Annotated in this window: 19 protein-coding genes; 7 read left to right on the top strand and 12 right to left on the bottom strand. The window is 37.9% G+C overall.

Annotated features, from left to right (window positions below; genetic code table 11):
- Window positions 1-50: 50 nt before the first annotated feature.
- Complete coding sequence (leuB, locus tag FRZ67_RS08445; protein ID WP_147189130.1) at window positions 51-1,121, top strand: 3-isopropylmalate dehydrogenase; 1,071 nt, start codon at window positions 51-53, stop codon at window positions 1,119-1,121.
- A 145-nt stretch (window positions 1,122-1,266) separates the two neighbouring features.
- On the opposite strand, the gene FRZ67_RS08440 is transcribed toward leuB, so the two are convergent.
- The 3 genes from FRZ67_RS08440 to FRZ67_RS08430 form a co-directional block, all read right to left on the bottom strand.
- Window positions 1,267-1,764: a dihydrofolate reductase gene (locus FRZ67_RS08440; RefSeq protein WP_147189129.1), complete on the bottom strand. Its 498-nt coding sequence runs from the start codon at window positions 1,762-1,764 to the stop codon at window positions 1,267-1,269.
- A 91-nt stretch (window positions 1,765-1,855) separates the two neighbouring features.
- A complete protein-coding gene (locus tag FRZ67_RS08435; protein ID WP_147189128.1) occupies window positions 1,856-2,650 on the bottom strand; it encodes a thymidylate synthase in 795 nt (264 codons plus the stop codon).
- Between the two features lie 142 nt (window positions 2,651-2,792).
- The gene (locus tag FRZ67_RS08430) at window positions 2,793-3,218 is read right to left on the bottom strand and encodes a hypothetical protein (RefSeq protein ID WP_147189127.1); all 426 of its coding nucleotides are present in this window, start codon (window positions 3,216-3,218) and stop codon (window positions 2,793-2,795) included.
- Between the two features lie 196 nt (window positions 3,219-3,414).
- On the opposite strand from FRZ67_RS08430, the gene FRZ67_RS08425 reads away from it, so the two are divergent.
- Window positions 3,415-3,981, top strand: a complete 567-nt coding sequence (locus FRZ67_RS08425) for a hypothetical protein (protein ID WP_147189126.1) — start codon at window positions 3,415-3,417, stop codon at window positions 3,979-3,981.
- Between the two features lie 105 nt (window positions 3,982-4,086).
- Entirely contained in the window at window positions 4,087-7,203 is a 3,117-nt protein-coding gene (locus tag FRZ67_RS08420) for an alpha-amylase family glycosyl hydrolase (protein ID WP_147189125.1), read from the top strand.
- A gap of 197 nt (window positions 7,204-7,400) precedes the next feature.
- Here the strand turns inward: FRZ67_RS08420 and FRZ67_RS08415 are convergent, their stop codons facing one another.
- From FRZ67_RS08415 to FRZ67_RS08385, 7 genes are all read right to left on the bottom strand, one after another.
- The gene (locus tag FRZ67_RS08415; protein WP_158638334.1) at window positions 7,401-8,243 is read right to left on the bottom strand and encodes a hypothetical protein; all 843 of its coding nucleotides are present in this window, start codon (window positions 8,241-8,243) and stop codon (window positions 7,401-7,403) included.
- Window positions 8,244-8,442: 199 nt separating this feature from the next.
- On the bottom strand, window positions 8,443-8,913 hold the full coding sequence (locus FRZ67_RS08410; RefSeq protein WP_147189123.1) for a cupin domain-containing protein: 471 nt from the start codon (window positions 8,911-8,913) through the stop codon (window positions 8,443-8,445).
- Window positions 8,914-9,009: 96 nt separating this feature from the next.
- Window positions 9,010-9,612, bottom strand: coding sequence for a Crp/Fnr family transcriptional regulator (locus FRZ67_RS08405; protein ID WP_147189122.1), 603 nt, complete (start codon window positions 9,610-9,612; stop codon window positions 9,010-9,012).
- 28 nt (window positions 9,613-9,640) lie between these two features.
- Window positions 9,641-10,501, bottom strand: a complete 861-nt coding sequence (locus FRZ67_RS08400; RefSeq protein WP_147189121.1) for a tetratricopeptide repeat protein — start codon at window positions 10,499-10,501, stop codon at window positions 9,641-9,643.
- A 42-nt stretch (window positions 10,502-10,543) separates the two neighbouring features.
- On the bottom strand, window positions 10,544-11,503 hold the full coding sequence (locus FRZ67_RS08395) for a nitrilase family protein (RefSeq protein WP_147189120.1): 960 nt from the start codon (window positions 11,501-11,503) through the stop codon (window positions 10,544-10,546).
- Between the two features lie 413 nt (window positions 11,504-11,916).
- Window positions 11,917-12,786: an AraC family transcriptional regulator gene (locus tag FRZ67_RS08390; protein ID WP_147189119.1), complete on the bottom strand. Its 870-nt coding sequence runs from the start codon at window positions 12,784-12,786 to the stop codon at window positions 11,917-11,919.
- Between the two features lie 39 nt (window positions 12,787-12,825).
- A complete protein-coding gene (locus FRZ67_RS08385) occupies window positions 12,826-14,055 on the bottom strand; it encodes an ROK family protein (RefSeq protein ID WP_147189118.1) in 1,230 nt (409 codons plus the stop codon).
- Window positions 14,056-14,216: 161 nt separating this feature from the next.
- Here FRZ67_RS08385 and FRZ67_RS08380 point away from each other — a divergent pair, with 161 nt between their 5' ends.
- The 4 genes from FRZ67_RS08380 to FRZ67_RS08365 all read left to right on the top strand — a co-directional run bounded on the left by FRZ67_RS08380 (window position 14,217) and on the right by FRZ67_RS08365 (window position 23,979).
- Window positions 14,217-17,288 (top strand): SusC/RagA family TonB-linked outer membrane protein, encoded by a 3,072-nt coding sequence (locus FRZ67_RS08380; protein ID WP_147189117.1) that lies wholly within the window; start codon window positions 14,217-14,219, stop codon window positions 17,286-17,288.
- A gap of 11 nt (window positions 17,289-17,299) precedes the next feature.
- A complete protein-coding gene (locus FRZ67_RS08375; protein WP_147189116.1) occupies window positions 17,300-18,907 on the top strand; it encodes a SusD/RagB family nutrient-binding outer membrane lipoprotein in 1,608 nt (535 codons plus the stop codon).
- A gap of 287 nt (window positions 18,908-19,194) precedes the next feature.
- Entirely contained in the window at window positions 19,195-22,473 is a 3,279-nt protein-coding gene (locus FRZ67_RS08370) for a VCBS repeat-containing protein (protein WP_147189115.1), read from the top strand.
- Between the two features lie 186 nt (window positions 22,474-22,659).
- A complete protein-coding gene (locus FRZ67_RS08365) occupies window positions 22,660-23,979 on the top strand; it encodes a vanadium-dependent haloperoxidase (protein WP_147189114.1) in 1,320 nt (439 codons plus the stop codon).
- Window positions 23,980-24,226: 247 nt separating this feature from the next.
- On the opposite strand, the gene FRZ67_RS08360 is transcribed toward FRZ67_RS08365, so the two are convergent.
- Together FRZ67_RS08360 and FRZ67_RS08355 are read right to left on the bottom strand one after the other, a co-directional pair.
- Complete coding sequence (locus FRZ67_RS08360) at window positions 24,227-24,949, bottom strand: RluA family pseudouridine synthase (protein ID WP_147189113.1); 723 nt, start codon at window positions 24,947-24,949, stop codon at window positions 24,227-24,229.
- Window positions 24,950-25,041: 92 nt separating this feature from the next.
- A complete protein-coding gene (locus FRZ67_RS08355) occupies window positions 25,042-26,175 on the bottom strand; it encodes a pseudouridine synthase (protein WP_147189112.1) in 1,134 nt (377 codons plus the stop codon).
- Window positions 26,176-26,182: the final 7 nt, after the last annotated feature.

The following is a 26,182-nucleotide window of genomic DNA, read 5'->3' as shown; positions in this document are numbered from 1 at the left end:
TTAGAAAACTCTTTGCCTCCTTGCCTATTGCCTATTTGCCTCAAGAAAAAATGAACAAACACATTCTAATAGTTCCGGGAGACGGAATAGGACAAGAAGTAACAGCAGTAGGTAAAAAAGTTTTAGACAAAATAGCTGCAAAATTTGGACACACATTTACATACGATGAAGCATTGATCGGTCATGTGGCTATTGAAGCAACAGGCAATCCCTTGCCCGATGAATCATTGGAGAAAATGCGTAAGTCAGATGCTGTATTATTTGGCGCAGTTGGTCATCCAAAATATGATAATGATCCTTCTGCCAAAGTAAGACCAGAACAGGGTTTGCTGAAGATGCGCAAAGAACTAGGCTTGTATGCTAATCTTCGTCCAATAAAATTATTTGATGAATTACTGGAAGCATCCAGTATAAAACCTGAGATTTTAAAAGATGCAGATATACTTTTCTTCCGCGAATTAACAGGTGATATTTATTTTGGTGAAAAAGGCCGCAAGAATAATGGCGATACTGCTTATGATGTAGCAGAATACAGTCGCTATGAAGTAGAGCGTATTGCACGCAAAGCATTTGATGCTGCCAGAACCCGCAGAAAAAAATTATGTTCTGTAGATAAAGCAAACGTGCTTGAAACAAGCCGCTTGTGGAGAGAAGTAGTGCAGAAAGTTGCACTGGAATATCCCGATGTGGAAGTGGAGCACCAGTTTGTTGATGCAACAGCAATGTTGCTGATCAAAGATCCACGCAGGTTTGATGTGGTTGTTACAGCAAATCTTTTTGGTGACATTCTTACGGATGAAGCCTCGCAAATTGCAGGTTCTATGGGTATGCTGGCCTCTGCTTCCATTGGTGATGGCACAGGTGTGTATGAGCCTATTCATGGCTCTGCGCATGATATTACGGGCAGAGGTGTTGCCAATCCCCTGGCTTCCATTTTATCTGCAGCGCTGCTGCTGGATATTTCTTTTGGTATGAAAGAAGAATCGGAACTGGTGATAAGCGCCGTAGATAAAGTATTGAAAGAAGGTTATCGCACAAGAGATATTGCCGACGCAAAAATACCAGCAGATAAAATTTTAGGCACGGATGCTATGGGTGCGGAAGTTTTGAAATTTATTTAATTGAGTAAATATTTGAATAACAAAGCCACGTTATCGTGGCTTTGTTATTCAAATATAATTGTTGATTTTTATTGCTGCGAAAAGATCAAAACGTACAAGTGAGTGACACAACTAAAGCATCATAGCAGTACTGTAGCTAAGTACATTATTTTTTCTCCCACAATTGAAAACTGTAGTCGTAAGCATGCTTTTCATCTGCAAAAAAATCCTGGTTAGAAATCAATTTCCATTTGCGTTCATCTATTTCGGGAAAAAATGCATCCGCATCTTCAAACAGAGCATGCACACGGGTTATGTAAATTTTGTCAGCTATATCAATTGATTGTTTATAAATTTCGCCACCTCCAAGAATCATCAGTTCTTTATAATCATGTTGCTGCGCAACAAAAATGGCATCGTTAATATTGTTTACAACAACGCAACCATCTGCTTTAAAATCTTTATTCCTGGTTATGATGATATTGAATCTTCCGTTCAAAGGTTTATTGCCTAATGATTCAAAAGATTTTCTACCCATGGCAACTGGCATTGCCCATGTAACATTTTTGAAAAATTTCAGATCGTTTGGTAAATGCCAAAGCAATTGATTGTCTTTGCCAATGGCATTGTTTGTGGATGCGGCTACTACTTGTGAAAGAATCATAAAAAGCCCCTAACCCCTAAAGGGGAGTTATTAAAGTTAATAAAGTAAGAATCTGCATAAAGATAATTAATCCCCCTTTAGGGGATAGAGGCTAAACCGCAACCGGCGCTTTTATCGCAGGATGTGACTGATAATTTTCCAGCATAAAATCTTCGTAAGTAAAATCAAAAATATTTTTTACCGAAGGGTTCAATTTCATTGTTGGCAATGGATATGGTGTTCTGCTTAATTGCAAATTCACTTGCTCTACGTGATTGCTGTAAATATGCACATCGCCGAATGTATGTATAAAATCTCCAGGCTTAAGATCGCAAACCTGCGCCATCATTAATGTTAGCAATGCATACGATGCAATGTTGAAAGGTACGCCAAGAAAAACATCTGCACTGCGTTGATACAACTGGCAACTCAATTTTCCATCTGCAACATAGAATTGAAAAATGGTATGGCAAGGCATCAGCGCCATCTTTGGCAGATCAGCAACATTCCATGCACTCACAATAATGCGCCTGCTGTCAGGATTATTTTTTATTTGTTTTATCGCATCACTAATCTGGTCAATCACCACACCATCTTTACCTTCCCAGCTACGCCATTGTTTGCCGTAGACAGGTCCGAGTTCACCATTCTCATCAGCCCAATCATCCCAGATCTTTACATTATGTTCTTTTAAGTATTTAATATTCGTCTCACCTTTTAAGAACCAAAGCAGTTCATAGATAATGCTTTTCATATGAACTTTCTTTGTTGTAACCAGTGGAAAACCTTCCTGTAAATTAAAACGCATCTGGTAGCCAAAACAACTGGTGGTGCCGGTTCCCGTACGGTCAGTTTTTGTGCTGCCGGTATCAAGAATATGTTTTAGTAAATCGAGGTATTGTTGCATGGGTGCAAGGTAAGAAAAACGGCAAACGTGAAAAGTGAAAGGTAAAAGGGTGTGGGCAATGTGTGGATTTGAATTTTTTATGAGCCCGACTTTTGTTTTTTATGGCATCGGTTGTTGCGTCGCACACTTGTGCAACAAAATTTTATTGGTCAGTATTCTTTATTGATCCATTTCCGTTTATTGCCTTGTACTTATTAGAACAACCTTCAATACAGCTTACCGGAGATATAATTAATGTAGTTCCATTGTCCTGTATTTGGTAGTAGCACTCATGTGTTGAAGGTATTTGTGTTGGCAGTATAAACTCGAGCCGATTACTGTCTATTATATTAAAACCTATTGCATTTTGATAAGCACTGTCGCTGCTTATGAAAGAATTGTCATTTCTGAATTCTATTGTGTGCTGCGTTGGAGTATCTGCAGGATACCACGACCCACCATTGCCGGGGCTTATATAATATTCTGTAAGCTGCCACTTACCCCGGAGCCTCGTATTTTGATAAAGTGAAGCAGATTTATTACAGGCAAAAAAAGCAGCAAAAATTGCAAATAAAAATATCTTTTTCACAATGAAGATTTCGTACCTGACATCAGGTTAAACGTACCCGTTGCATGAAAAAATAAATTATTATTTTATTTGATCAAAAGGGCAGTGGTGTACAAGAGTGCGACGCAACAAAAATTTCACAAAGTTTCTGCTGGCGGGTACCAAAGAAAAATATACATTTTCATTTCTTGTAAATTTGCAGCGAGGAATTTTTGTTATGCATGAGATTGAACCATTTTACAACTGGCGCCATTTATATACAGCGGAAGAAGATCCGCGGTCTCCTTTTTTTGGACGTTTATACAATGAGTTTGAATACTCGCAGGTGATATATAATTATTATATACATCCGCAGTGGGATGAGTTTGGCAGCCGTACCTTATATATGAAAATTTTGTATGCAGATTATGAGCACCAGTTCGTGATTATTGAACTGATCGGCGAATGGAACGATGCAATTGAAAATGATATTATGACTCTGAAACGGGACGTGGTTGATAAATTATTTGCAGAGGGCATTACAAAATTTATTTTGATAACAGAGAACGTTTTGAACTTTCATAGCAGTGATCGTGAATATTACCAGGAATGGTTTGATGAAGTAACAGATGAAGGAGGCTGGATCGTTGCCCTCGATATGCCCGAAGCCACCCAGTATGATTTCCGCAAGAAGAAACTCAACTATTATATAGAACTGATGGATATTGCTAACTGGCGTGTGTATAAACCCGAACATTTGTTTACCCGAATCAATGATGTTTTTACCAAAAGATTGAACGGCTAGGATTTCCAGTTTTTTTAAGCTTAAAAGTCTTGTTTATTTTTGTTAATGTGTATTTTTTACACATATATTTGCCTGCTCACTCGCTAAATCAAAAAAAATTGCTGTATGAAAAAAATGCTACTCCTGCTATTTCTATTTATAGCGCTCATTGCTCAGAGTCAGTTACTTTCCTGGACACCTGATTTTATTAAAGAAAGTTCCACACCTGTTGTAATAACAATGGATGCAAACTATGGCAACAAAGGCTTGCTGAATTACACACCTACAACTGATGTGTATGTGCATATTGGTGTAATTACCAACAAGAGTACTTCTTCCAGTGACTGGAAGCATGTGCCTTTTACATGGGGCACGACAACTGTTGCAGCGCAATGCACCTATCTGGGCAGCAACAAATGGAAGTTTACTATTACCGGAGGTTTGAGAACATTCTTTAATGTTACAGATGGTACAGAGACCATTCAAAAGATCGCTATTCTTTTCAGAAGCGGCAATGGAAATAAGAAACAGGCAAATGCAGATGGTTCTGATATGTACATACCCGTTTATGATAATGGTGTGTATGCAAGAGTTGATGATCCGTTTAAACAGCCAACGTATGTTCCGATCATTGAACCAATATCAAAAAGTGTAGGTGATGCATTAAACATTACTGCAAAACAAAATACTGCAGGTACATTGAAAATTTATTTCAATGGCAGTTTGTTGAACAGCACTACTGCAGCATCATTAACAGTGAATACAACCATTGCTGTTTCAGGCGATCAACAGATCGTTGCAGAATCAAACAATGGAACAACTACAAAAAGTGATACGGTGAAGTTTGTAGTTGCACCCTCTAATACTGTTGCCGATCTGCCTGCAGGCACACAGGATGGAATTAATTATGAAGCAGGAAACACTTCAGTTGTTTTAGTGTTATATGCGCCCGGCAAAAAGAATGTTTTTGCTATTGGTGATTTTAATAACTGGTCGGCCACTGCAAGTAGTTTAATGAATATTACACCAGACTCAAAACGTTTCTGGATAAGGATATCGGGCTTAACGGCAGGAACAGAATATGCTTACCAATATTTAATTGACGGCAATTTAAAAGTTGCAGATGCTTATGCAGAAAAAGTGCTTGATCCCGATAATGACCAATATATACCTGCCGCAACTTACCCAAATCTAAAAGCATATCCAACAGGTAAAACAACAGGCATCGTAAGTATTTTGCAAACAGCAAAACCTGCATACAACTGGCAGGTTACCAACTTTACAAAGCCTAATAAGAGTAATCTTGTTATTTACGAATTATTGGTAAGAGATTTTGTTGCAGCACACAACTGGCAAACTTTAAAAGACACCTTATCTTATTTAAAACGTCTTGGTGTAAATGCAATTGAAGTAATGCCATTCAACGAATTTGAAGGCAACAGCAGCTGGGGGTATAATCCCAGTTTCTATTTTGCGCCGGATAAATATTATGGAACAGAAACAGCATTGAAACAATTCATTGATGAATGTCATAAGCAAGGCATGGCAATTATTATGGATATTGTATTAAACCATACATTCAATCAATCTCCTTTAGCACAAATGTACTGGGATGCTGCTAACAACAGACCTGCTGCCGATAACCCATGGTACAATGCAGTTGCACCAACTGCTTTTGGGTTTGGGAATGACTTCAACCACGAAAGCACGGCAACAAAATATTTCTTCAACCGCGTATTACAACATTGGCTGAACAATTATAAAATTGATGGATATCGTTTTGATTTCTCAAAAGGCCTTACACAAAAAGTTTCGGCAAGCGATGCAACTTTCTCTGCGTATGATGCAAGCCGTATAGCAATTATAGAAGGCTATCAAACTACAATTAAAACAGCATCGCCAAATGCTTATCTTATACTGGAACATTTCTGCGATAACTCAGAAGAAAAAGAATTGGCAAACAATGGTATGATGCCATGGGGCAATGGTAATTATAATTACAACCAGGCAACAATGGGTTATGCAACGGATTGGGATTTTACTTACAGCAGTATTTATAATGCTGCTTCGAGAGGGTGGACACAACCCAATCTTCTCGGCTACATGGAAAGTCATGATGAAGAACGCCTGATGTATAAGAATGAAAAATACGGCAATGTAAACGGTTCTTACAATGTAAAAGATACAGCAACCGGATTAAAGAGAAATGGTATGGCTGCTGCCTTCTGGTCAATGATACCTGGTCCGAAAATGATGTGGGAATTTGGCGAACTTGGGTACGATTATTCAAGGTGTTATTTATCTACAAATGGCGAAGGTGGTGATTGCAATAAAAAGCTCGATCCAAAACCAATACGCTGGGATTATTACAATAATACAAACCGAAAAGCTTTATACAATGTGTATGCAAATCTTATCAAGCTAAGAACAACGCCTGCATATCTTTCAACATTTACAACCGGCGCCATTACTTCAAATCTTAGCGGTGCTATTAAATGGCTCAACGTTTCTGATAATGCATTAAAGGTTGTTGTGTATGGAAACTTTGGCGTAACCAGTACAACTGCCACTGTTACTTTCCCGTCAACAGGCACGTGGTATAGTTACCTGAATGATTCTGTTGCAGCCATTAATTCAACAAGTGTAAGTGTTACGTTGCCGCCGGGTGCTTATTATGTATTCACCAGCAAAGACATTGTGTTGCCGATAAACCTGTTAAGCTTCACCGCAGAAAAAAGTGGTAAACAAGCGGTGCAATTAAAATGGAGTACATCAAACGAGATCAACAATCAATATTTTGAAATTCAGCGCAGCAGTAACGGAACAAACTTTACAACCATCGGTAAATTGAATGCGCTCATCAATTCATCTTCAGTTAAGCAATACAATTTTACAGATGCAAAAGCCGGCAACATAAATTACTATCGCCTCAAACAGGTTGATATAAATGGCCAGGCGCATTACTCTGCAATCATACGTGTAAGTTTCAATGGCAATGTACATTGGCAGGTTTATCCAAACCCCGCAAATGCAGGCACAGCCTTGTATGTACAGGATGATGTTACAAACCTGCAGTTGACTTTATCAGATGCTTCCGGTAAAATTCTTTATCGGAATACGCTTAAAACCGCGGGTGCAGGTCAGCAGGTTCCTTTGCCTGTAACAACGCTTGCAAAAGGAATGTATTTGTTGAAAGTGCAAAGTGATAAAGGCAGCAGTACAGAAAAAATTATCTTGCAATAAAATATAACAGCTAAAAATTTTCAATCCCGTTTCATTTTAGAAGCGGGATTTTTTTTGTGAACCCAACAGAAATTTTTCATGGCATCGGTTGTTGCGTCGCACACTTGTGCTTTGGAACTGAAAACTGAATAAAGTTTTGCTGTCGATTGTTTCAGCGTCCAAACCCACTTGCAGGAATATTTTTGTTGGAAGAAGTATTAATAGTATTTGTTTGTGTTTGATAATTTCAAATCGAATGGGTCTAGTATTGGATTTGAAACTTTTGCATTTTCTGATAATGGATGACCTAGTAATGTGACCTTTTCTACTTCATCATATTTCCATTTCACTGCAATGGGAAGTGTGTTCAAGCTTTTATAAATTTTTAGCATTTGTGGCGCACCTCCGATGTCCAAATAATCAGCAGATTTTTGTCCTTCAACTAACATGTCTCTTAGAACTTCAAATGGCTCCATTTCAAAATCACCACTCTGCAACTTGCCATTTGCTTTTAATTTTTCAATTAATCTTTTTTTAGCGTCAGCAATATAGTCGCCAATGAAAGTTATTTTTCTTTCACCTTTTACGCCTTTCCAGAAATCAATAGAATGTTGAGTGAATTTTTTTATGCCCTTTTGATACTTTAAATTCCAAAGCAAAAATTCTTGTCGATGCCAACAATAACCACCAAATATGAAACTTACTGCTGGCAATTCATAATCGCTTTTGTATTCAAGCATTTCATTTAGAATATTGAGAACAATTCCTTTGAACACTTCCAGTCGTTGATGTCTACTTTTAATTTTAGGATTAGCATCAATTGTGTTCTTAAGCTGTATCATCATTGGATATGCAAAAGCCGTATCTCCAGCGAAACACATAGCACAGTCGGTTCTGGAAAAAGTAAATATTTTGGGATTACAGTCCCAAGAACCAAATGACCGAAGCCTGCTATCGGTAGCCATTATTAATTCTTCAGCTCGTTTATTTTTCCGTGTCCATGCTATACAAAGTGTCATAAAAGTATTTCGCACAACGTCTGTATTGACGCTATCATACACAATCTAATATTTTTCTGGTATTAAAAACCAACTCTTTAATCGTTATACATTTTGTATTATCGTTAGAACAATCCACTTTACCATTTTTCCGCTTCAATAAAAGTTCCTTCATCTTCCTTCCGCACAAGTGTGCGACGCAACGGCAGCTTAATACTTGCACAAATGCCTGGTTACAAAATAAACATTTCATAACTTCAGATCAATCCTTACTTAGCGGAGGTCCGATCAGCGTCATGTTATATTTTTCAAAGAGCTGGGCAACCACCATTTTATCTGGTGAACCATTGCGGGTGAGTGGGCCTAATTCTTCATAAAATTTGTGACCACCTCCCGGAGTATACACAACAATAATTTCTGCTTCCTGGTCAGTGAGGTTAAGGAAGGCATGAGGAATTTTCGATGGCAGGTAGGCAAAGTCACCTTCGTTGAGATAAAAAATTTCATCACCTATCCGAACTTTAAACTTGCCTTTGAGTACCTGAATTGTTTCCTCCTGTTTATGGTGCACATGTAATGGTGGACCTCCATACGGTGCTACTTCTACAATAAAATAGTCGAATGCGCCATTGGTATCCTCACCGGTAACTTTGAAAATAAGATCGCGGCCGGGACCGGACTGGAGTTTCAAACCCTCTTTTGGAGTTAGAACCCTTGATTGAAGTGAAGTCATGTTTTTGTTTTTAGTGATTGGTTAATGGATACAAAGGTGCCATGCATAAAATACAAAACGATTAACCCGGGTTAAGAAATGAAGGAGAAAGAAAATTCAATGTTTATTCTTGAGACGGTTCCTCATGCGGCTGAGCGATTGGGGTTCAATGTTGAGGTAAGAAGCAATGTATTGCTGAGGAATACGTTGACAAATATGAGGTTGTTTTTCTAATAAATTCAAATATCGTTCCTCTGCCGACAGGGTTTTCATTTCTTCAATTCTGTTTCTTGCAGCGCTTGCTGATCTCAACATTTTGAAGGTATACCATTGTTTAAGTTTTGGTATTTCCAATTCCAATTTTTGAAAATTTTCTTTTGAAATTATCAGCAGTTCTGAATCTTCCATCATTTGAACAAAGTTTGTTGCCGGTTTACCAGAATAATAACTATCAAAGTCACCGAGCCACCAATCTTCAAAGGCAAAGAATAAGATCCGTTCGTGTCCTTTTTCGTCCAGCACAAAGTTTCTTACACAACCTTTGTTGAGATAAGCTTTTGAGCGGCAGCATTCACCCGCTCTTAAGTAGTACTTTTTTTTAGGAATTATTTTAACAGTAAAGCATGACAAGAACAAAGCAAATTCTTCTTCGGTGAAAGCGAACGTTTCTCTGAACAGTTCTGTAAATTTTGGGTTGATATTTTTTAAGTCAATATCCATTGATAATTGCGTGTTTGAGTGTGCAATGTCAGCGGGTGTATTTTTCTAAATTAAATAATGTGTCAATTAATTGAGCTTTGCTTTTGTTCATTAATGATAATGTATATTTTTTTTCGCCGTTATCGAATTCCGGATCATCAGGTTGAATGTTGTATAAACGTTTTAATATTTCGTTTGCTTGCGCAGAGTCGCCTAACATTATTAAGTTGATTGCTTTGTTAGTGGTTAGCATTACATAGTCTCTGTTGCTTGTCTTCATAGTATCTAAAGCCGAATTACATATTGCCAGCGATTTTGTAAAGTACGGTTTTGAAGAAATTGTGTTTATAACTTTTTCATGCAAAATTCCAGCGGCCAAATAAAGGTCATGAGCATCAGGCTTTATTCTGATGCAATCATCAATAGTCGAAAAAATTCTGTCATATTGTTTAAGCGCATACAAAAACATTAATTTGTTGTAATGACAAAGGAAGCAATTGCTGTCAATCGCTGTAGCACTGTCAAGAAATGAAAGTGCTTTTTTACAACTATCAACATTGTCAACATAACTAAATAAAGGAGTTACTCGTCTGCTCAGTCTTGCTACTTCAAGATTTGTTTGATTGGTTGTTTGCTTTTGTTCACAAGAGCACAGCCCGATTAATAAAAATGTCGTTATAAATTTTAGGGTCGTCATAATATTGCTACCAACGCCTGAATTGGCTATTATACGCAATGTAATATTTTTCCTGTTATAGAAGACCAGCCTTTTAATTGTTATACATTTTGGATTGTCGTTAGGACAATCCACCCAACCATTCTTCCGCTTCTCTCGAAGCTGAATAAAATTCCCACAGCACAAGAGTGCGACGCAACGGCAGCTTAATACTTGCACAAATGCAGGGAACATAAAAAATGTTTTGCATCAAAAAAATGGAAGGGAAATATGCAATTACTTTTTTTGATCAGTATTAAGCCAAACAACTTTTTGCTCGGGTATGTGATCTTGCCCGATAATGTTTTTATACAGTTCCGGACGTCTTGCTTTTATATAACGATAACCTCCGGACTGCGTAAGTTTTTCGGGTGTAATGGTAGTGGTGACAAAGCTATCTTCAAACGAACGGCACTCAGCAAGAATATCTCCAAACGGATCAATGATCATGGAGCAACCATTTTTTAACTGGTCATCATCCATGCCAATAGCATTTGAAAAAACTACGTAGATGCCATTGTCATAAGCCCTGGACGGCAACCATTTCATTAACCATTTTCTTCCTTTCATTCCATCAAATTCAAGGCGAAGAGAGGTGGGATCTGCTTCGCGGTTTTGCCAAAGCTTTGGATCTACAAATCCAGCGCCCGGCCTTGTTGAAGGCGTACACATTGTTACATGTGGCATGAAAATAATGTCTGCACCAAGGAGCTTTGTAGCTCTTACGTTTTCAATGATATTATTGTCGTAGCAAATTAATATGCCGCATTTCCAGCCAAACAATTCAAAGATGCAATAGCTGTCGCCGGGCGTTAAATACGGATTTATGAAAGGATGCAGTTTTCTGAATTTTGCAACCAGCCCATTCTTATCTACGCAAACATATGCTTTGAACAAATTCTCATTTTCATCTTTTTCAAAAAGACCTGCGAGGATAGCGATGTTATTTTTCTGGGCTATTTCAGTAAGCTTTGTAATACTTTCACCATGGGGAATAGGTTCAGCCAAATCAAGCATCTGTTCTTTTGAAAGATGCATTGCAAATGTGTAACCTGTAATGGAGCATTCGTGGAACGCAATAATGTTTGAACCTTCTTCCGCTGCTTTTTTAGAAAGCTTTTCAATAACCGAAAGATTATATGCTTTGTCTGCACTTTTATGTTCAAACTGGGCTGTTGAGATTTTTATCTTGTCCATGCCTGATATTTTATTTTACGCAAAAGTAATTTATTAGGCTGCGGGTAAATTATTCTTGAATATATTATTTAATAGCGGAGTGAAATCCTGGCCGCCTTATTACACGTTTATGCTTTCTGTACTGCGTTCGGCAAGTTTATCGGATCGGGGTTTACAGCTTTTGTAAAAACTATATGAGGATCTCCATTTTCAGCAAGTACTAATGCATGAAATTTTATTGTTTCTTTTTTATTTTGTTTGCAGAAACTTTATATAGCACATACGATGCATAAGAAGCTGTATGCAATTGTTATTAATTTTTTTGAGCATGCATTATTTTTGAATTTTGCATTGCTGAATATATAACAAATTGCACAAGAGTGCGACGCAACAAAGGCTTAACAGCAGTATTATAGCCAGATACAAAAATGTATTTATACTATCTCTGTTTTTTGCCTGTATTCTTTAGGGGAAAGCGCTGTAGTTTTTTTAAAGATCTTATTAAAGTTTGACAATGTTTTATAACCGCATTGAAATGCGATCTCTGATACATTTAGATTTGTTTCGAGCAAAAATTTGCATGCATTAGAAATGCGCACTTCGTTAAGGTATTCAACAAAATGCCGGTTGGTTCTTTGCTTGAACAACCTGCAGAAGGCAGTGGGTGAGAGGTTGGCAATTTTAGATATTTCATCAAGCGAAATATCGTTATAATAATTGGTGGTAATGTATTTGTACACATCAGAGAGACGATCAGTTTTTGTCTGTAGAGTGGTGCCCGTATAACCTTCATTGGTTATGTATTCTATATCTTTTGAAGTGGCAAGTATGTTAAGCAGTTCCATAAGGCAAATGATCCTGTCGAAGTCTTTCTTTTTTACAAGCTTCTCCATTTTAATAGCGATCTTTTTTTGCGTTTCACCCATAATTCTGATACCACGGGAAGCGCGGTTAAAAAGATCATTGATCTTGCTGCTTTCTTTTAATTCATAAAAGTTTTTGGAGAAGACTTCTTTATTGAAATATACCACGATTGATTGTGCATGGAGGTAGGTAAACCCTTTGTAATATATTTCATCATTGAGCCATACGTGCGGCAGATTTGAACCCATGAAGACCATATCTCCATCAGTGAATGTATCCAGCTTGTCGCCAATGATACGCTTTCCATGGCTTTCTTTTACATATACCAGTTCAAGCTCCGGGTGGTAATGATATGGCGACTTAAAATAAGGTTCATTCCGTTCTACCACAGCTATATAACTGTGTAAAAGATTGGAAATTTCAGTTTGCAGTGCTTTCATGTATAAAGAAAATGAGTTGGTTGTTAATAAATAATATAACTATACAAGCCCTAATGTTTTGTCTCTAACTAAAAGGCAGCATCCCAGCAAACCTGCTTTTTCATGGATATTGGAAACAATGATTTCTGTATCTGTGTTTACCAGGCTGAGAGAATGCTGAAATATAGATGATTGGACAACGGGTAGAAGCAGTGAATCTTCCAACCCTGAGAGTGTGCCGCCAATTACAATAATATTGGGGTTAAATAAATTGATGGCTACAGCCAGCCCTTTGCCGAGGCTATATCCTATTTTAGTTACACCTTCAATGGCGAGGTTATCTCCAAGACGTACTGCTTCTACTACGTCTTCCAGTTCAAGAAACCCTTTGTTGCTTAATACAGTGCGTAAACGGCTGTTGCTGCCTTCACTCATTTTTTGATTAATAAATTCGATGAGTGCTACGCCTGATGCTTCTGTTTGCATACACCCTTTTTTACCACAAAGGCATATTTTTTCATTATTGAATAAGGGTATGTGTCCAAGCTCACCTGCGTAGCCTGAAGCACCGTAAACAGGTTTGCCATCAATGAAAATACCAGTGCCTAAACCATAATCAAGATTTACAACAATAGCGTTCCCTGCGTATATTTTCTTGCCAAAATAATATTCTCCGTAAGCAATGGTGCGACTGTCGTTATCAATATATACCGGCAATTCAGTGGCTTCTTCGAGTATTGCCTTGACAGGTGCATCTTCAAAGTGGTAAATAGTAAGTACTTCTCCTTTTTTAACATTTATGCGGCCTGCAATACTTAATCCCATACCTACAATTTTTTCTTTGGGTACCGAAGAACGGTCTAGAAAATTATTGATCTCCTTTATAATGGCATCCAACGATTCGTGCGGGTCAAGAAAAGGGAAGGGGATATTTAATATAGAATCAGCAATAGTTTTATCAAAGCCCATTATGCCAATATTGATTTTATATTTTTTTATTTCCACACCCAGAAAATAGCAACTACTTTGATTTAGCGCATAGGAGGTTGCTTTACGCCCTACGCCCTCTGTTTTTTGCCCGGCTTCCCTTACCAATCCTTCTTCTACAAGCCCCATAGTGAGTTCATTGGTTTTTGGGATACTGATGTTAAGAAATTCCGCTAATTCAGGTATAGTACACTCATTGTAGGCGCTTAATTGCGCAATGATTTTTTTTCTGTGAACATGCTCTTTAAAAGCAATGCCAGACAATTCAGAGCCTTTCAAATGACCAAAAACTGAATAATTCATACAGGATATTTGTGCAAATGGTTAAAAATATTCTATTAGTGGGAAATATTTAGCAATTTATTTATTAATGTAATATCTCATTGTAAAAATATTTTAATTTGATAAAGATTTGTTTAAAATCTTTTAATAAACCATTTCTTAACTAAAACTGCTACGAAACGATGAAAAAATTATCCCTTCTTTTCACATTTCTGGTTGCTACGCTATTCGCAGTAGCCCAGAATGTTACAGTTTCCGGTACGGTCACTAATAGTGCCGGGAAAGGTATTGAAGGTATTAATGTACTAGTGAAAGGCACCAGTAAAGGGACTATAACCAAAACTGATGGCTCTTTTAGCATTAATGCTCCTTCAAATGGAACATTGGTATTTAGCGGTGTTGGCTACGCACAACAGGAAGTAGCTGTGAATAACCAGGCCTCTATCAGTGTTACCTTGACAGAGTCTCAGAATGAACTGAATGCTGTGGTTGTAACAGCATTGGGTATTACCAAAGACTCACGTAAACTGGGTTATGCAGTGACTTCTGTAAACGGAGACCTTTTGAACAAAGCCAGGGAAACAAATGTGGCTTATTCACTTACCGGCCGTGTTGCCGGTTTAAATGTAAGCGGTACAAGCGGCGGACCCGGTTCTTCTGCCCGTATTTTGCTTAGAGGCTTAACCTCGGGGAATGCATCTGGTCCTTTATTTGTTATTAATGGTGTTCCCATGGATAATACCCAAAGAGGAAGTTCCGGCGAATGGGGTGGCGCAGATCAGGGTGATGGTATTGGTAACCTTAACCCTGATGACATAGAGAGTATGACAGTATTGAAAGGCGCTTCTGCATCCGCTTTATATGGCACACGAGCAGCAAACGGAGTTATCCTTATTACTACAAAAAGTGGTAAAAAAGGAACTATGTCTGTTGAATATAATGGCAACTATACTATTGACAACGCCGTTAATAATACTGATTATCAGTATGTATACGGACAGGGGCAGCATGGCTCAAAACCTGCTAATGTAACTGATGCCTTGAACTCAGGTATGCTTAGCTGGGGTGCAAAGCTTGATGGTTCCCAGGTTATACAATTTGATGGGAAAGAATATCCTTACTCTGCGGTTACTGATAACATGAAGAATTTTTATAGAACTGCACCGACATTTACTAATACTTTCTCATTTTCCGGTGGCGGAGATAATGGTACATACCGACTCTCATTGTCAAATATGGATAATCAGTCAATTCTTAGAAATAGTGGTGTAAAAAGGAATACCATTAATCTAAGCCTCAATCAGAAATTTTTTGATAAGCTTAGTGTAAACGTAACTGCAAATTACATAGATGAATCTTCTAAGAATCGCCCTCAGTTAAGTGATGGACCACTTAATGCCAATAACATCAATTTCCTTGCAACCAGTGTTAATCAGGTAGCTTTACAGCCAGGGTATGATGTAAATTCTCCGGTCGGAGCCGAGATTCAATACAACGATGATATTTACGTTACCAACCCCTGGTTTGTTGTAAACAGGTACATTAATAACGTAGACAGAAAGCGTTTGATATCTTCAATTAGTGCACGTTATAACTTTACAGATTGGTTATATGCACAAGCCCGTTTAGGATATGACCTTTTAAATGACAGATACTTTTCTGTAACACCTACTGGTACTGCTTATTCCGGTGGTAACTTAGGTGGGTTGAATAATCTTTCAACAGGTCAGACTACAGAAATGAACGCAGATGTACTTGTTGGTGCGAAAAAGAACATTACGAAAGACATCGCGGCTGATGTATCTGTTGGTGCAAACCTGAGAGAAAATAAAAGCGAATCGATTGGTATAAATGGCGGCCCTTTTGTGATACCATTCTTCTACAGCCCATACAACGTAAGCTCTTTTGGAAGAAACTACGGATTCCAGCAACAGGAAGTGCATTCAGCATATTATACTGTTGATTTCTCCTATAAAAATTTCCTTACTTTGTCAACAACAGGAAGGTATGATGCTTTCTCTACGTTGCCGGCCAATAACAACAGTATTTTCACACCTTCAGTATCAGGAAGTTTTGTTTTCTCTGAGTTAGTACATATTCCTAATCTCAATTATGGTAAATTAAGAGTATCTTATGCTCAAACCAGTGGTGATCCTGGCGAAGCTTATAAAACTTCACAATACTATAGTGTAGGATCCACTATTAATGGAATGACCACAGGTTCTTTTAGCAGTCAGCTTCCAAATCTCTTCCTTAAGCCATTTACTTTAACAGAATATGAAACCGGCTTAGAATTGAAATTACTTAACAGCAGGCTGGGTTTTGATATCGCTTATTACAACAGAAAAACAGCAAACGAAATTACAAATGGTTCTTTGTCTGAATCCACAGGTTACAGTAATCAGTATTTAGGAACAGGTTCTACTCAAAATTCAGGGTTGGAATTATTGATAACAGGCAATCCAATACGTCAAAAAGAATTTAACTGGAATGTTTCTTTCAATTTTACAACTGTTAAAAACAAAATAGTTGAAATTGATGGGTCTGGTAATGCAAATGAATCTAAAGGTCTTGGCACTTACCGTCCGTTGAATGCTAATACAGCACTGGTTAAAGGTTTGGCAGGTCCTCAGGTTATGGCTTACGATTATCTGAGAGATGCAAGCGGTAATATAATAATTGATGCTACCGGGGTTCCTATCAGGGGTGCTCTAACACCAATGGGAAGTGTATTGCCAAATGTATACGGTGGCCTCAACAACGAATTCTCTTATAAGTCTTTCAGCTTTGCATTTTTGATTGACTACAAGTTTGGTAATAAAGTATTATCTGCAACTAACTATTATACTATTTTCCGGGGTTTGAACAAGATGACATTGGATGGAAGAGAAACTGGTGTAGTTGCTGATGGCGTCCTTGAAGACGGTTCTAAGAACACTATTAATGTAGATGCCCAAACTTATTACCAGAACTTAGCCCGTAGAATTTCTGCATTGAATGTACTGGATGGTGATTTCATCAAACTTCGCCAGGTTACACTTGGTTACACATTTGATAAAAAGATGCTTGGAAGACTTCCTTTCAAATCTATTACACTTTCATTTGTTGCACGTAACCTGTTAACATTAATGAAGAACACAGACAATATCGATCCCGAAGCTGGGTTCTCTTCCCAGGTTAATTATGCAGGTATTGAAGGTAATAGCCTTCCGTCTACAAGAACATTCGGCTTGAATCTAAATGTTAAATTCTAAAAACAGTTGAAATGAAAAAAGTACTGATATATATATTTTTAGGTTCGGCATTATTCCAGTCTGCGTGTACAAAGGAGTTTGCAGAGATCAATACAGACCCTAACCAGACGAGTGCCGATGTTTTCAATCCCAATTATCTGTTGTCGCAGTCTGAATATGAGGCATCTCAGTCAGGCTATACGCAACTGTTATTCCAAAGCATGTGGCCTCAGGTATTAGCTTCTACTTTTTCTTACTATGGAAATGGCGATAAGTATGTTGCTTCAGGAAGTTTTGATGCCTATAAAGGAAGAACATGGAGCGAACAATATCGTGCTGCAAGTCTTGCTTTTGAAATGCAGAACCTTACAAGAGACAAAGAGAACTATACAAATCTTTATAACATAGGTACTATTGTAAAAATAGTTTGCTTATCAAAGGTTACAGATTGTTATGGTGATGTTCCTTATTCCGAAGCATTAAGAGGAAAAGAAGGAATCAGTGCACCAAAATATGATGCGCAGCAGGACATTTATAATTCAATGCTAAGTGAACTGGAAACTGCCATCAATGGTCTTGATGCAAGTAAAGACGTGCCTTCTGCAGATGTTATTTATGGCGGCGATATAACCAAATGGAAAAAATTCGGTTATTCATTAATGCTGAAATTAGCTATGCGTCTTACTAAAGTTGACCCTGCTACTGCACAGTCATGGGCAGAGAAAGCTGCTGCAGGTGGTACTTTTACAAGTATAGATGACAATGCTAAAGTTAAATGTGACAATAGCACTGGTTATGGAAACAACACAACAGGCGCTTTACGGGTACCGGATGATTACAGGGAAGTTCGTTGGAGCAAGACTTTCATTGACTATCTTAACGAAACTGAAGATCCACGTGTAGGTGTAGTTACTGAAGTAGCGCAGGCTGGTCTTGCGAATAATTCTAATCAGGATCTTGCAGGCGACAGAACTCCGGGAATTCAGATTGGATTACCCAATGGTTATGATCTAAATGGCGGTGCTACTGACATCAGAAGCTATGCTGGTTATCCCGGCAGCACTGGTAGCGGAGATGATATTGCACCTGATGGTAAATATTCCCGTCCTACCACATCCATCTATCTCGACAGAAGTGGTGCAAACTTTATACTCACTTATGCAGAAACTGAATTGTTACTTGCAGAAGCTAAAGTAAGGGGCTGGAATGTAGGCAGCACAACTGCTGCAGAGCATTACCAAAATGGTGTTACTGCTGCCATTGCTTCTCTTGCTCAATTCAATAGCGCTGCTGCAGGCGATGCTGCAATTGCTGCTGCTGTTGCTGCTGTTCCTGCTTTTATTGCTGCAAATCCGCTAAGTGGTACAACAGAAACTGCATTAGAGCAGATCAACACACAATATTGGGTTGCTACAGGCACATTGTTCAACTTTATTGAAACATGGTGCAACTGGAGAAGATCAGGATACCCTGTTCTTACACCGGTAGTATATCCAAATGGTTTCTCAAATGGTACCATACCAAGAAGAATTCCTTATAACGTATCTGAACCTTCTACCAATGGCGCAAACTATGCTGCTGCCGTGGCCAATTTAGCAGGTGGAGATACTTTTACATCAAGGGTTTGGTGGGATAAATAATATCGTTTCACAAGCAGTGTTTCCTTAGCATGGACATGAGACAGGGTTGTTTTCAACCTTGTCTCTTTTTTTAATGCTAAATATTTATACTAAAGATGAACGAAATGCGACGCAACGAAGATGCCATGCTTGTTGCAGCTTGTATCAAAATAATTTTTAAGATTTTGTTACCAGCTTTTTTTACTTTGGGCATCGCCTGTTGTGTCACTCACTTGTACTGTATATCATTTATCAGCTAACTTGCAAACATCATAAAATGCTTTACTTAAAGTATAATTTTAAGCCTCATGAAGTGTTTGTATAAAGTGTGCCTGTTTTTAGTAATGGTTTTTGTTTGTGCTGTTTCAAAAGCACAGCAAACATTGTTTCAATTATTATCTCCCAAAGAAACAAACGTAAAATTTGTAAACGAAATAAGTGAAACAGAAAACCTTAATGTACTGGCGTATGAATATTTCTACAATGGTGCAGGCGTTGCTGTTGGCGATATAAACGGTGATGGCCTTGAAGATATTTTTTTTACTGCCAACATGAAACCAAATAAACTTTTCCTCAACCTTGGCGGAATGAAGTTTAAAGACATTACAAAAGAAGCCGGTGTGGAAGGAAGAAACAACGCATGGAAAACCGGTGTTACAATGGCAGATGTAAATGGTGATGGTTTGCTGGATATTTATGTTTGTTATTCGGGTAAAGTAAGTGATGATCAAAGACGGAATCAATTATTCATTAATAAAGGAAATTTAAAATTTTCTGAGGAAGCAAAGCAGTTTGGTCTTGATGATAAAAGTTACAGCACGCAGGCTGCATTCTTCGACTATGATAATGATGGTGATCTTGATATGTTCTTACTGAACCACAGCACTAAGAAAATAGATAACATGGAGCTTGCCCGCTATCGCAATGATGTTGATTCTTTGTCGGGTAATAAATTATACGAAAATCAAAATAATCATTTTGCAGATGTTTCCGGCAAGTGCGGTATAAGACGCAACCCACTTACGTTTGGCCTCGGCATCGCCGTTGCTGATGTAAATAAAGATGGCTGGCAGGATATTTACGTTTCCAACGATTACAACGAACCTGATTACCTGTACATCAATAATCATGATGGAACTTTTAAAGAAGAATCGCAGCAATGTTTAACGCATCTTTCCCAATTTTCTATGGGTGTAGATATTGTTGATTTCAATAATGATGCGTTGCCTGATATCATGACATTGGATATGTTACCCGAAGATAACCGGCGACAAAAATTATTACAGTTGCAGGAGAATTATGAATCATTTCAATTGATGCAGTCGCAGGAATTGTATAAGCAATATATGCGCAACATGCTGCACCTGAATAATGGTGATGGCACATTTAGTGAGATTGCACAGGCATCCGGTGTTTCTAATACAGACTGGAGCTGGAGCCCGTTATTCGCAGATTTTGACAATGATGGTTATAAAGATTTGTTTATCACAAATGGATATTTACGCGATTATACCAACAAAGATTTTCTGCGTTACTGGGGCGATTATAAAATAAAAAAGGCAATGGATCGGGAGCCTTCAAAGATGATGGATCTGGTAACAGCGATGCCTTCCACAACTTTGTATAATTATATTTTTAAAAATAATCATGATCTTACTTTTTCAAATATGAAAAATGATTGGGGCATGACAGAGTCTGGTATTTCAAGTGGTGCAGTATATGCAGATCTTGATAATGATGGTGATCTTGACCTGGTAGTGAATCATATAAACAGTAATGCTGCGGTATATCAAAACATGGAGGAAGACCAAAAAAAAGCTGCTTATCTCTCTGTGAAATTAAAATATAAAGGAGCTAATATAAATGCTGTTGGTTCTAAAATTTATGTGTACAGTAATGGTACGACGCAGTATGAAGAAGTAAATCCTAATCGTGGTTATTTATCCTGCATGTCAACCATTCAACATTTTGGTTTGGGTGATAATCCAAAAATTGATTCTGTAAAAATTATTTGGCCTGATAATACAGCGCAACTGCTTACCAATGTTACTGCTAATCAAAAAATAGCTATTGAGTATAAGGATACAAAACCATCTATAAATTCAAACGCAGTAGCTGCAACTATATTTTCAAAAACAAAAAATATCATTAACTACAAGAATGAATCTTTTGATGAAAATGATTTCAAGAGACAGCAATTAATGATGTTCATGTATTCAAAGACAGGCCCTGTAACTGCGCAGGCAGATGTAAATAAAGATGGACTTGAGGATGTTTTTATAAGTGGTGACAGAAATAAACCCGGCGCACTTTATCTGCAACAAAAAGATGGAAACTTCACTGCTGTTAAAGGATTGAATATCGGCGATGAAAATATTAGTGCTACAAGCGCAGCAACATTTGCAGATGTAAACAATGATGGATTTGTTGATCTTTATGTTGCCAAAGGGGGTTACTCTTTATTTCAGCCAAATACTGCGGCGCTGCAGGATGAATTATACATGAATGATGGGAAAGGGAATTTTGTATTGTCAACAGATGCATTGCCTGATGTAAGCGCCAGTTCAAAAAGTTGTGTGCGTGCCTGCGATTATGATAATGACGGCGATATAGATTTTTTTGTTGGCGGTCGTGTGGTGCCTGGTCGTTATCCAATGACGCCGGTGAGTTATCTATTAAGCAACGATGGTAAAGGAAAATTCACCATTGTAAATACTTCGTTTAGTGATATAGGAATGGTTACTGATGCACAGTGGGCTGATCTTAATAATGATGGAACAAAAGACTTGGTGCTTTGCGGCGAATTTATGCCGGTAAGTGTTTTCATTAATACAACAAATGGTTTTGTTGATAAAACAAATGAATACTTCACCAAGCCTGATAATGGTTTATGGTTCTCTTTAAACATTGCAGATGTTGATGGTGATGGCAGGCAGGATATTATTGCAGGCAATGTAGGTCGTAACACACAAATACATTTTTCAGAGAAGGAACCTGCTGAATTATACTTTGCAGATTTTGATGGCAACGGTTCTATCGACCCTTTTTTGAATTGTTATGTGGAGGGAACAAGTTATCCTTTTGTTAGCCGCGATGAATTGAATGAACAGATCTACCCCATGCGAAAAAAATTTACATCGTATAAAGATTATTCTACTGCAACGATGAAAGATATTTTTAGTGCCGACGATATGGCAAAGGCCGGAAAGCTTACGGCCACTGAATGTAACACGGTCTGTTATCTCAACCGCAATGGTAAGTTTGAAAAGATAATGTTACCGTTAGAGGCACAGTTTTCGGTGGTAACAAAGGTCATTGTTAATGATTTTGATAAAGATGGAAAGCAGGATCTGCTGTTGCTTGGCAATCGTTCTGATAATCGGTTGAAGATCGGCGCAATTGATGCCAATTATGGGTGCTTGCTGAAAGGTGATGGCAGAGGCAACTTTGCCTATGTGGCGCAAACGCAATCAGGTCTTTCAGTAAAAGGCGATGTAAAATCTGCAGAAGTTATTACTGTAAACAATGAAAAATATTTATTGATCGGCGTTGCTGATGGGCCAATGCAGTTTTATAAGATGCAATAAAATTTTTATGAACCAGTCCTTTGTTTCTTATGGCATCAGCCGTTGCGTCGCACTCTTGTACTGTATAAGATCTGTCGACAGCTGATGGTCGATTGTCGAAGTTTTTCCTGAACGTACAAGTGAGTGACACAACTAAAGCTTAACAGAACCACAAAAGTTTGTAAACAAAAAATTTTATTTCGTGTAATGAAACAATTAATTGTAATCTTACTGCTTGCATCAAATAGTTTGTATGCGCAAAAGAAAATTGCATATGAAGATTTGATGCAGCCCGCTGTTTTTTCTTTGTCAATGGTAATGCTGCATGACGTGGTAAATCCGCCTGCCGCAAGCCGTTATTATGCATATTGCACATTGGGTGCTTACGATATTGTATCACAAAATAATAACGCAATTGTAGCGCCTTCATCATTTATTAAGAGGTATACGCCAGTAGTAATTACTACGCCAAAGACTTCATATGATTACCATATTGCCGCATTGTATTGTGTATATGAAAGCGGAAGATTATTATTGCCTTCCGGTTACATGCTGGAAGAAAATGAAAAGACATTTATTGAATTATTGCAAAAGCATAAAATAAAGCAGAGTGTTATTGACAGTTCTGTTGCAGTGGCAAAATCTGTGGCAGCGCAGATCGCTGCATGGTCGAAACAAGATGATTATGGAAAGTTAAGTACAAGATTACGTTACACGCCTTTGAAAGGCGATGGCTATTGGTTCCCAACGCCACCCTCTTACATGGAAGCAGTGGAGCCAAACTGGAAAACCGTTAAAACGCTTGTTATTGATAGTTGCAACCAGTTTGTTCCTGCACCGCCTGAAAAGTTCAGTAAAGACAGTGGTACTAAGTTTTATGCATTAGCCAGAGAAGTGTATGATGTATCAAAAAATCCATCACAGGAGCAATTGAATGTTGCAGGCTTTTGGGATTGTAATCCTTTTGCTGTTGCAAGCGAGGGGCACATGATGATTGGATTTAAAAAAATCAGTCCGGGAGGGCATTGGATGAACATAACTGCAATAGCAGCAAAAAAGGCAAAACTTGATTTCGATAAAACTATTCAGATACATGCCATAGAAGCAGTAACATTAATGGATGCATTTATCAGTTGCTGGGACGAGAAATATAGAAGTAATAGAATAAGACCTGAGACATATATTAACAGATACATAGATCTAAAATGGCAACCACTTTTACAAACTCCTCCATTTCCTGAATATACAAGCGGGCATAGCGTTGTTTCAACAGCATCAGCAGAAGTGCTTACATATTTACTGGGTGATAATTTTTCTTTTACAGACAACTCAGAAGAAATGTTTGAGTTAAAGCCAAGAACATTTAGTTCATTCAGGAAGGCTGCAGCGGAAGCTGCTATTTCAAGATTGTACGGTGGTATTCATTTCAGGGATGCCATTGAAAGCGGGCAGGTTGAAGGAAAGGCTATCGGGAAATTTATCTGTGAAAAAATAAATGCAGCGGGAATAAAACCAGTTATTCAGTGAGGTTGAAATAAAAGGGAGGTAATAGACATTACCTCCGTCAACCATAAATTGCCCGTGAGGCAAAATCTTTATATATAATTCTTTAAATCCTAATCTTCCGACCTTGCAATATTACCCTTCCGGCGCGGTTTTTACTGCCTTGATATTAACCAAAACAGGGAATATTTTAAATAAGTGTTATTAATACACTTATTAGTTTATAAAATAATAAATTATCTGATTTAGAATAATTCCAAAAGCGGGGGGTTTACTTTTGAATTTTTCTTAATTGCTGTAAAACCGCTTTCAGATCTTTGGGGAGTTCAGCTTCAAATTCATAATGATTCCCATTCAAAGTAAACTTGAGCAAAGAGGAGTGGAGCGCTAAACGTGAAAGCAATGGTCTTTCGCTTTCGTCTTTTGTCGATAAATGAAATTTTCGTTTTAGTGCAGAGAGTAAAATAGGATCAGCGCTTCCATATAATTCGTCACATACAATGCTGTGACCTATGTGCTGCATGTGTACACGGATCTGGTGTGTACGACCCGTATGTATGCGAAACTTTAACCAGGAAAATAGTTTAAAACTTTCCAGCACCTCGTAATCTGTAAGGGCAGGCTTTCCTTTTTGATTAGTAACCATTTTGCCATTCTTGCCGGGATGCTCCATCATTGGTGCATCAACACTGCCGCTTTCATTCATCATTTGGCCATGCACAAGACCTACATAATATTTTTCTACTTCACGGCTTTCAAATAATTGGGAAAGTTGTTTGTGAGTAACTTCATCTTTTGCAAAAACAATAACACCGCTGGTGCCTTTGTCCAAGCGATGCACTGTATAAATGTTGCCATATTGTGCTAAGAGCATGTCTTTTAAAGAAGGTTCAGACTGCATTCGATCAGGAACACTTAATAAACCGCCTGGTTTATTAATGGCTACAAAATATTCGTTCTCGAAAATTATTATTGGTTTGTTATGCTTGCTCATGATGGAACTTGAGTTGCTCAATAAAGATTAAACTGTACAAGTGTGCGACGCAACGATGTTAAATAGAACTACATCAGCATGGCTCAAAAAAATCACTTTTCTTTTTTAGCTCTTACAAAAGATTGGTTCATGTATTTCAATAAACGTACTTCTTTGTCATTGAGAAAACGCCACTTGCCACGATCAACATTTTTCTTGGTAAGATTAGCGAACATAACGCGGTCAAGATTTTTTACATCGTAACCAAGATGTTCGAATACGCGGCGGACAATGCGGTTGCGGCCGCTGTGTATCTCAATGCCTACAACGCTTTTATCTTTGGAGTCTGCATAAGAAATTGCATCTGCATTTATAAAACCATCTTCAAGTGTAATGCCTGCAAGTATGGCTTCCATATCTTTTTTTGCGACAGGCTTATCAAGCCTTACTTCGTATATCTTTTTTATTTCGTAAGAAGGGTGTGTAAGTTTTTGTGCAAGCTCACCATCATTGGTCATGAGTAAAACGCCGGTAGTATTTCTATCCAAACGGCCCACAGGATAAATACGTTCCTGCGTAGCGCCTTTTAAAAGATCGAGAATTGTTTTTCTGCCTTCGGGATCTTTTGCAGTGGTTATATAATCTTTGGGTTTATTTACAAGAATGTACACCAGATTTTTCTGTAGGAACAAAGCTTTGCCTTTAAACAATATTGCATCGTTCTTTGATACTTTATAGCCAGGTTCAAAAACAATAGCACCATTCACTTGCACTTTGCCTTCTTTCACAAATTGCGCAGCTTCGCGGCGACCGCAGACACCCGCATGAGCAATGAATTTATTCAGTGGCATCTGTTCTTCGCTGCTTTCTTTTTCGGTTTGCTGTTTTTGCGTTATCTGCTGGTAAGTTTGTTTTACAGGCTTGCCTTGTTTGTAACGTGGAGCTGGTTTAGCGTTTGCTGTTTGTCGTTTTTCATTAAATGAAGATGGTTTTGTTTCTTCAATTTTTTTCGACTTGTTTAATTCGATATTCTTTTTTCCAAAATCTTTTTCACCTGAATTTTGTACTTTGTTTCTTACGTCTCTATTTGTTACCAGTCGATATTTTTCTGCATTTAATCTTCTTTCTTCTTCACCTTTCTTTTTTAATTCCTGTTTGATCTTTCTTTTTTCCTGGCGCAGAGCTTCTTTTTTCTTAGCGCCTTTTGGTGCCTGGTTAATAAACTTTTCAAATGCGTTTTTTGCCATGTTATGT

The organism is Panacibacter ginsenosidivorans (genome assembly GCF_007971225.1).
GTDB classification, from domain to species: domain Bacteria; phylum Bacteroidota; class Bacteroidia; order Chitinophagales; family Chitinophagaceae; genus Panacibacter; species Panacibacter ginsenosidivorans.
The sequence above is the reverse complement of the archived record's forward strand: the minus strand, read 5'-3'. Positions and strand labels throughout refer to the sequence as shown.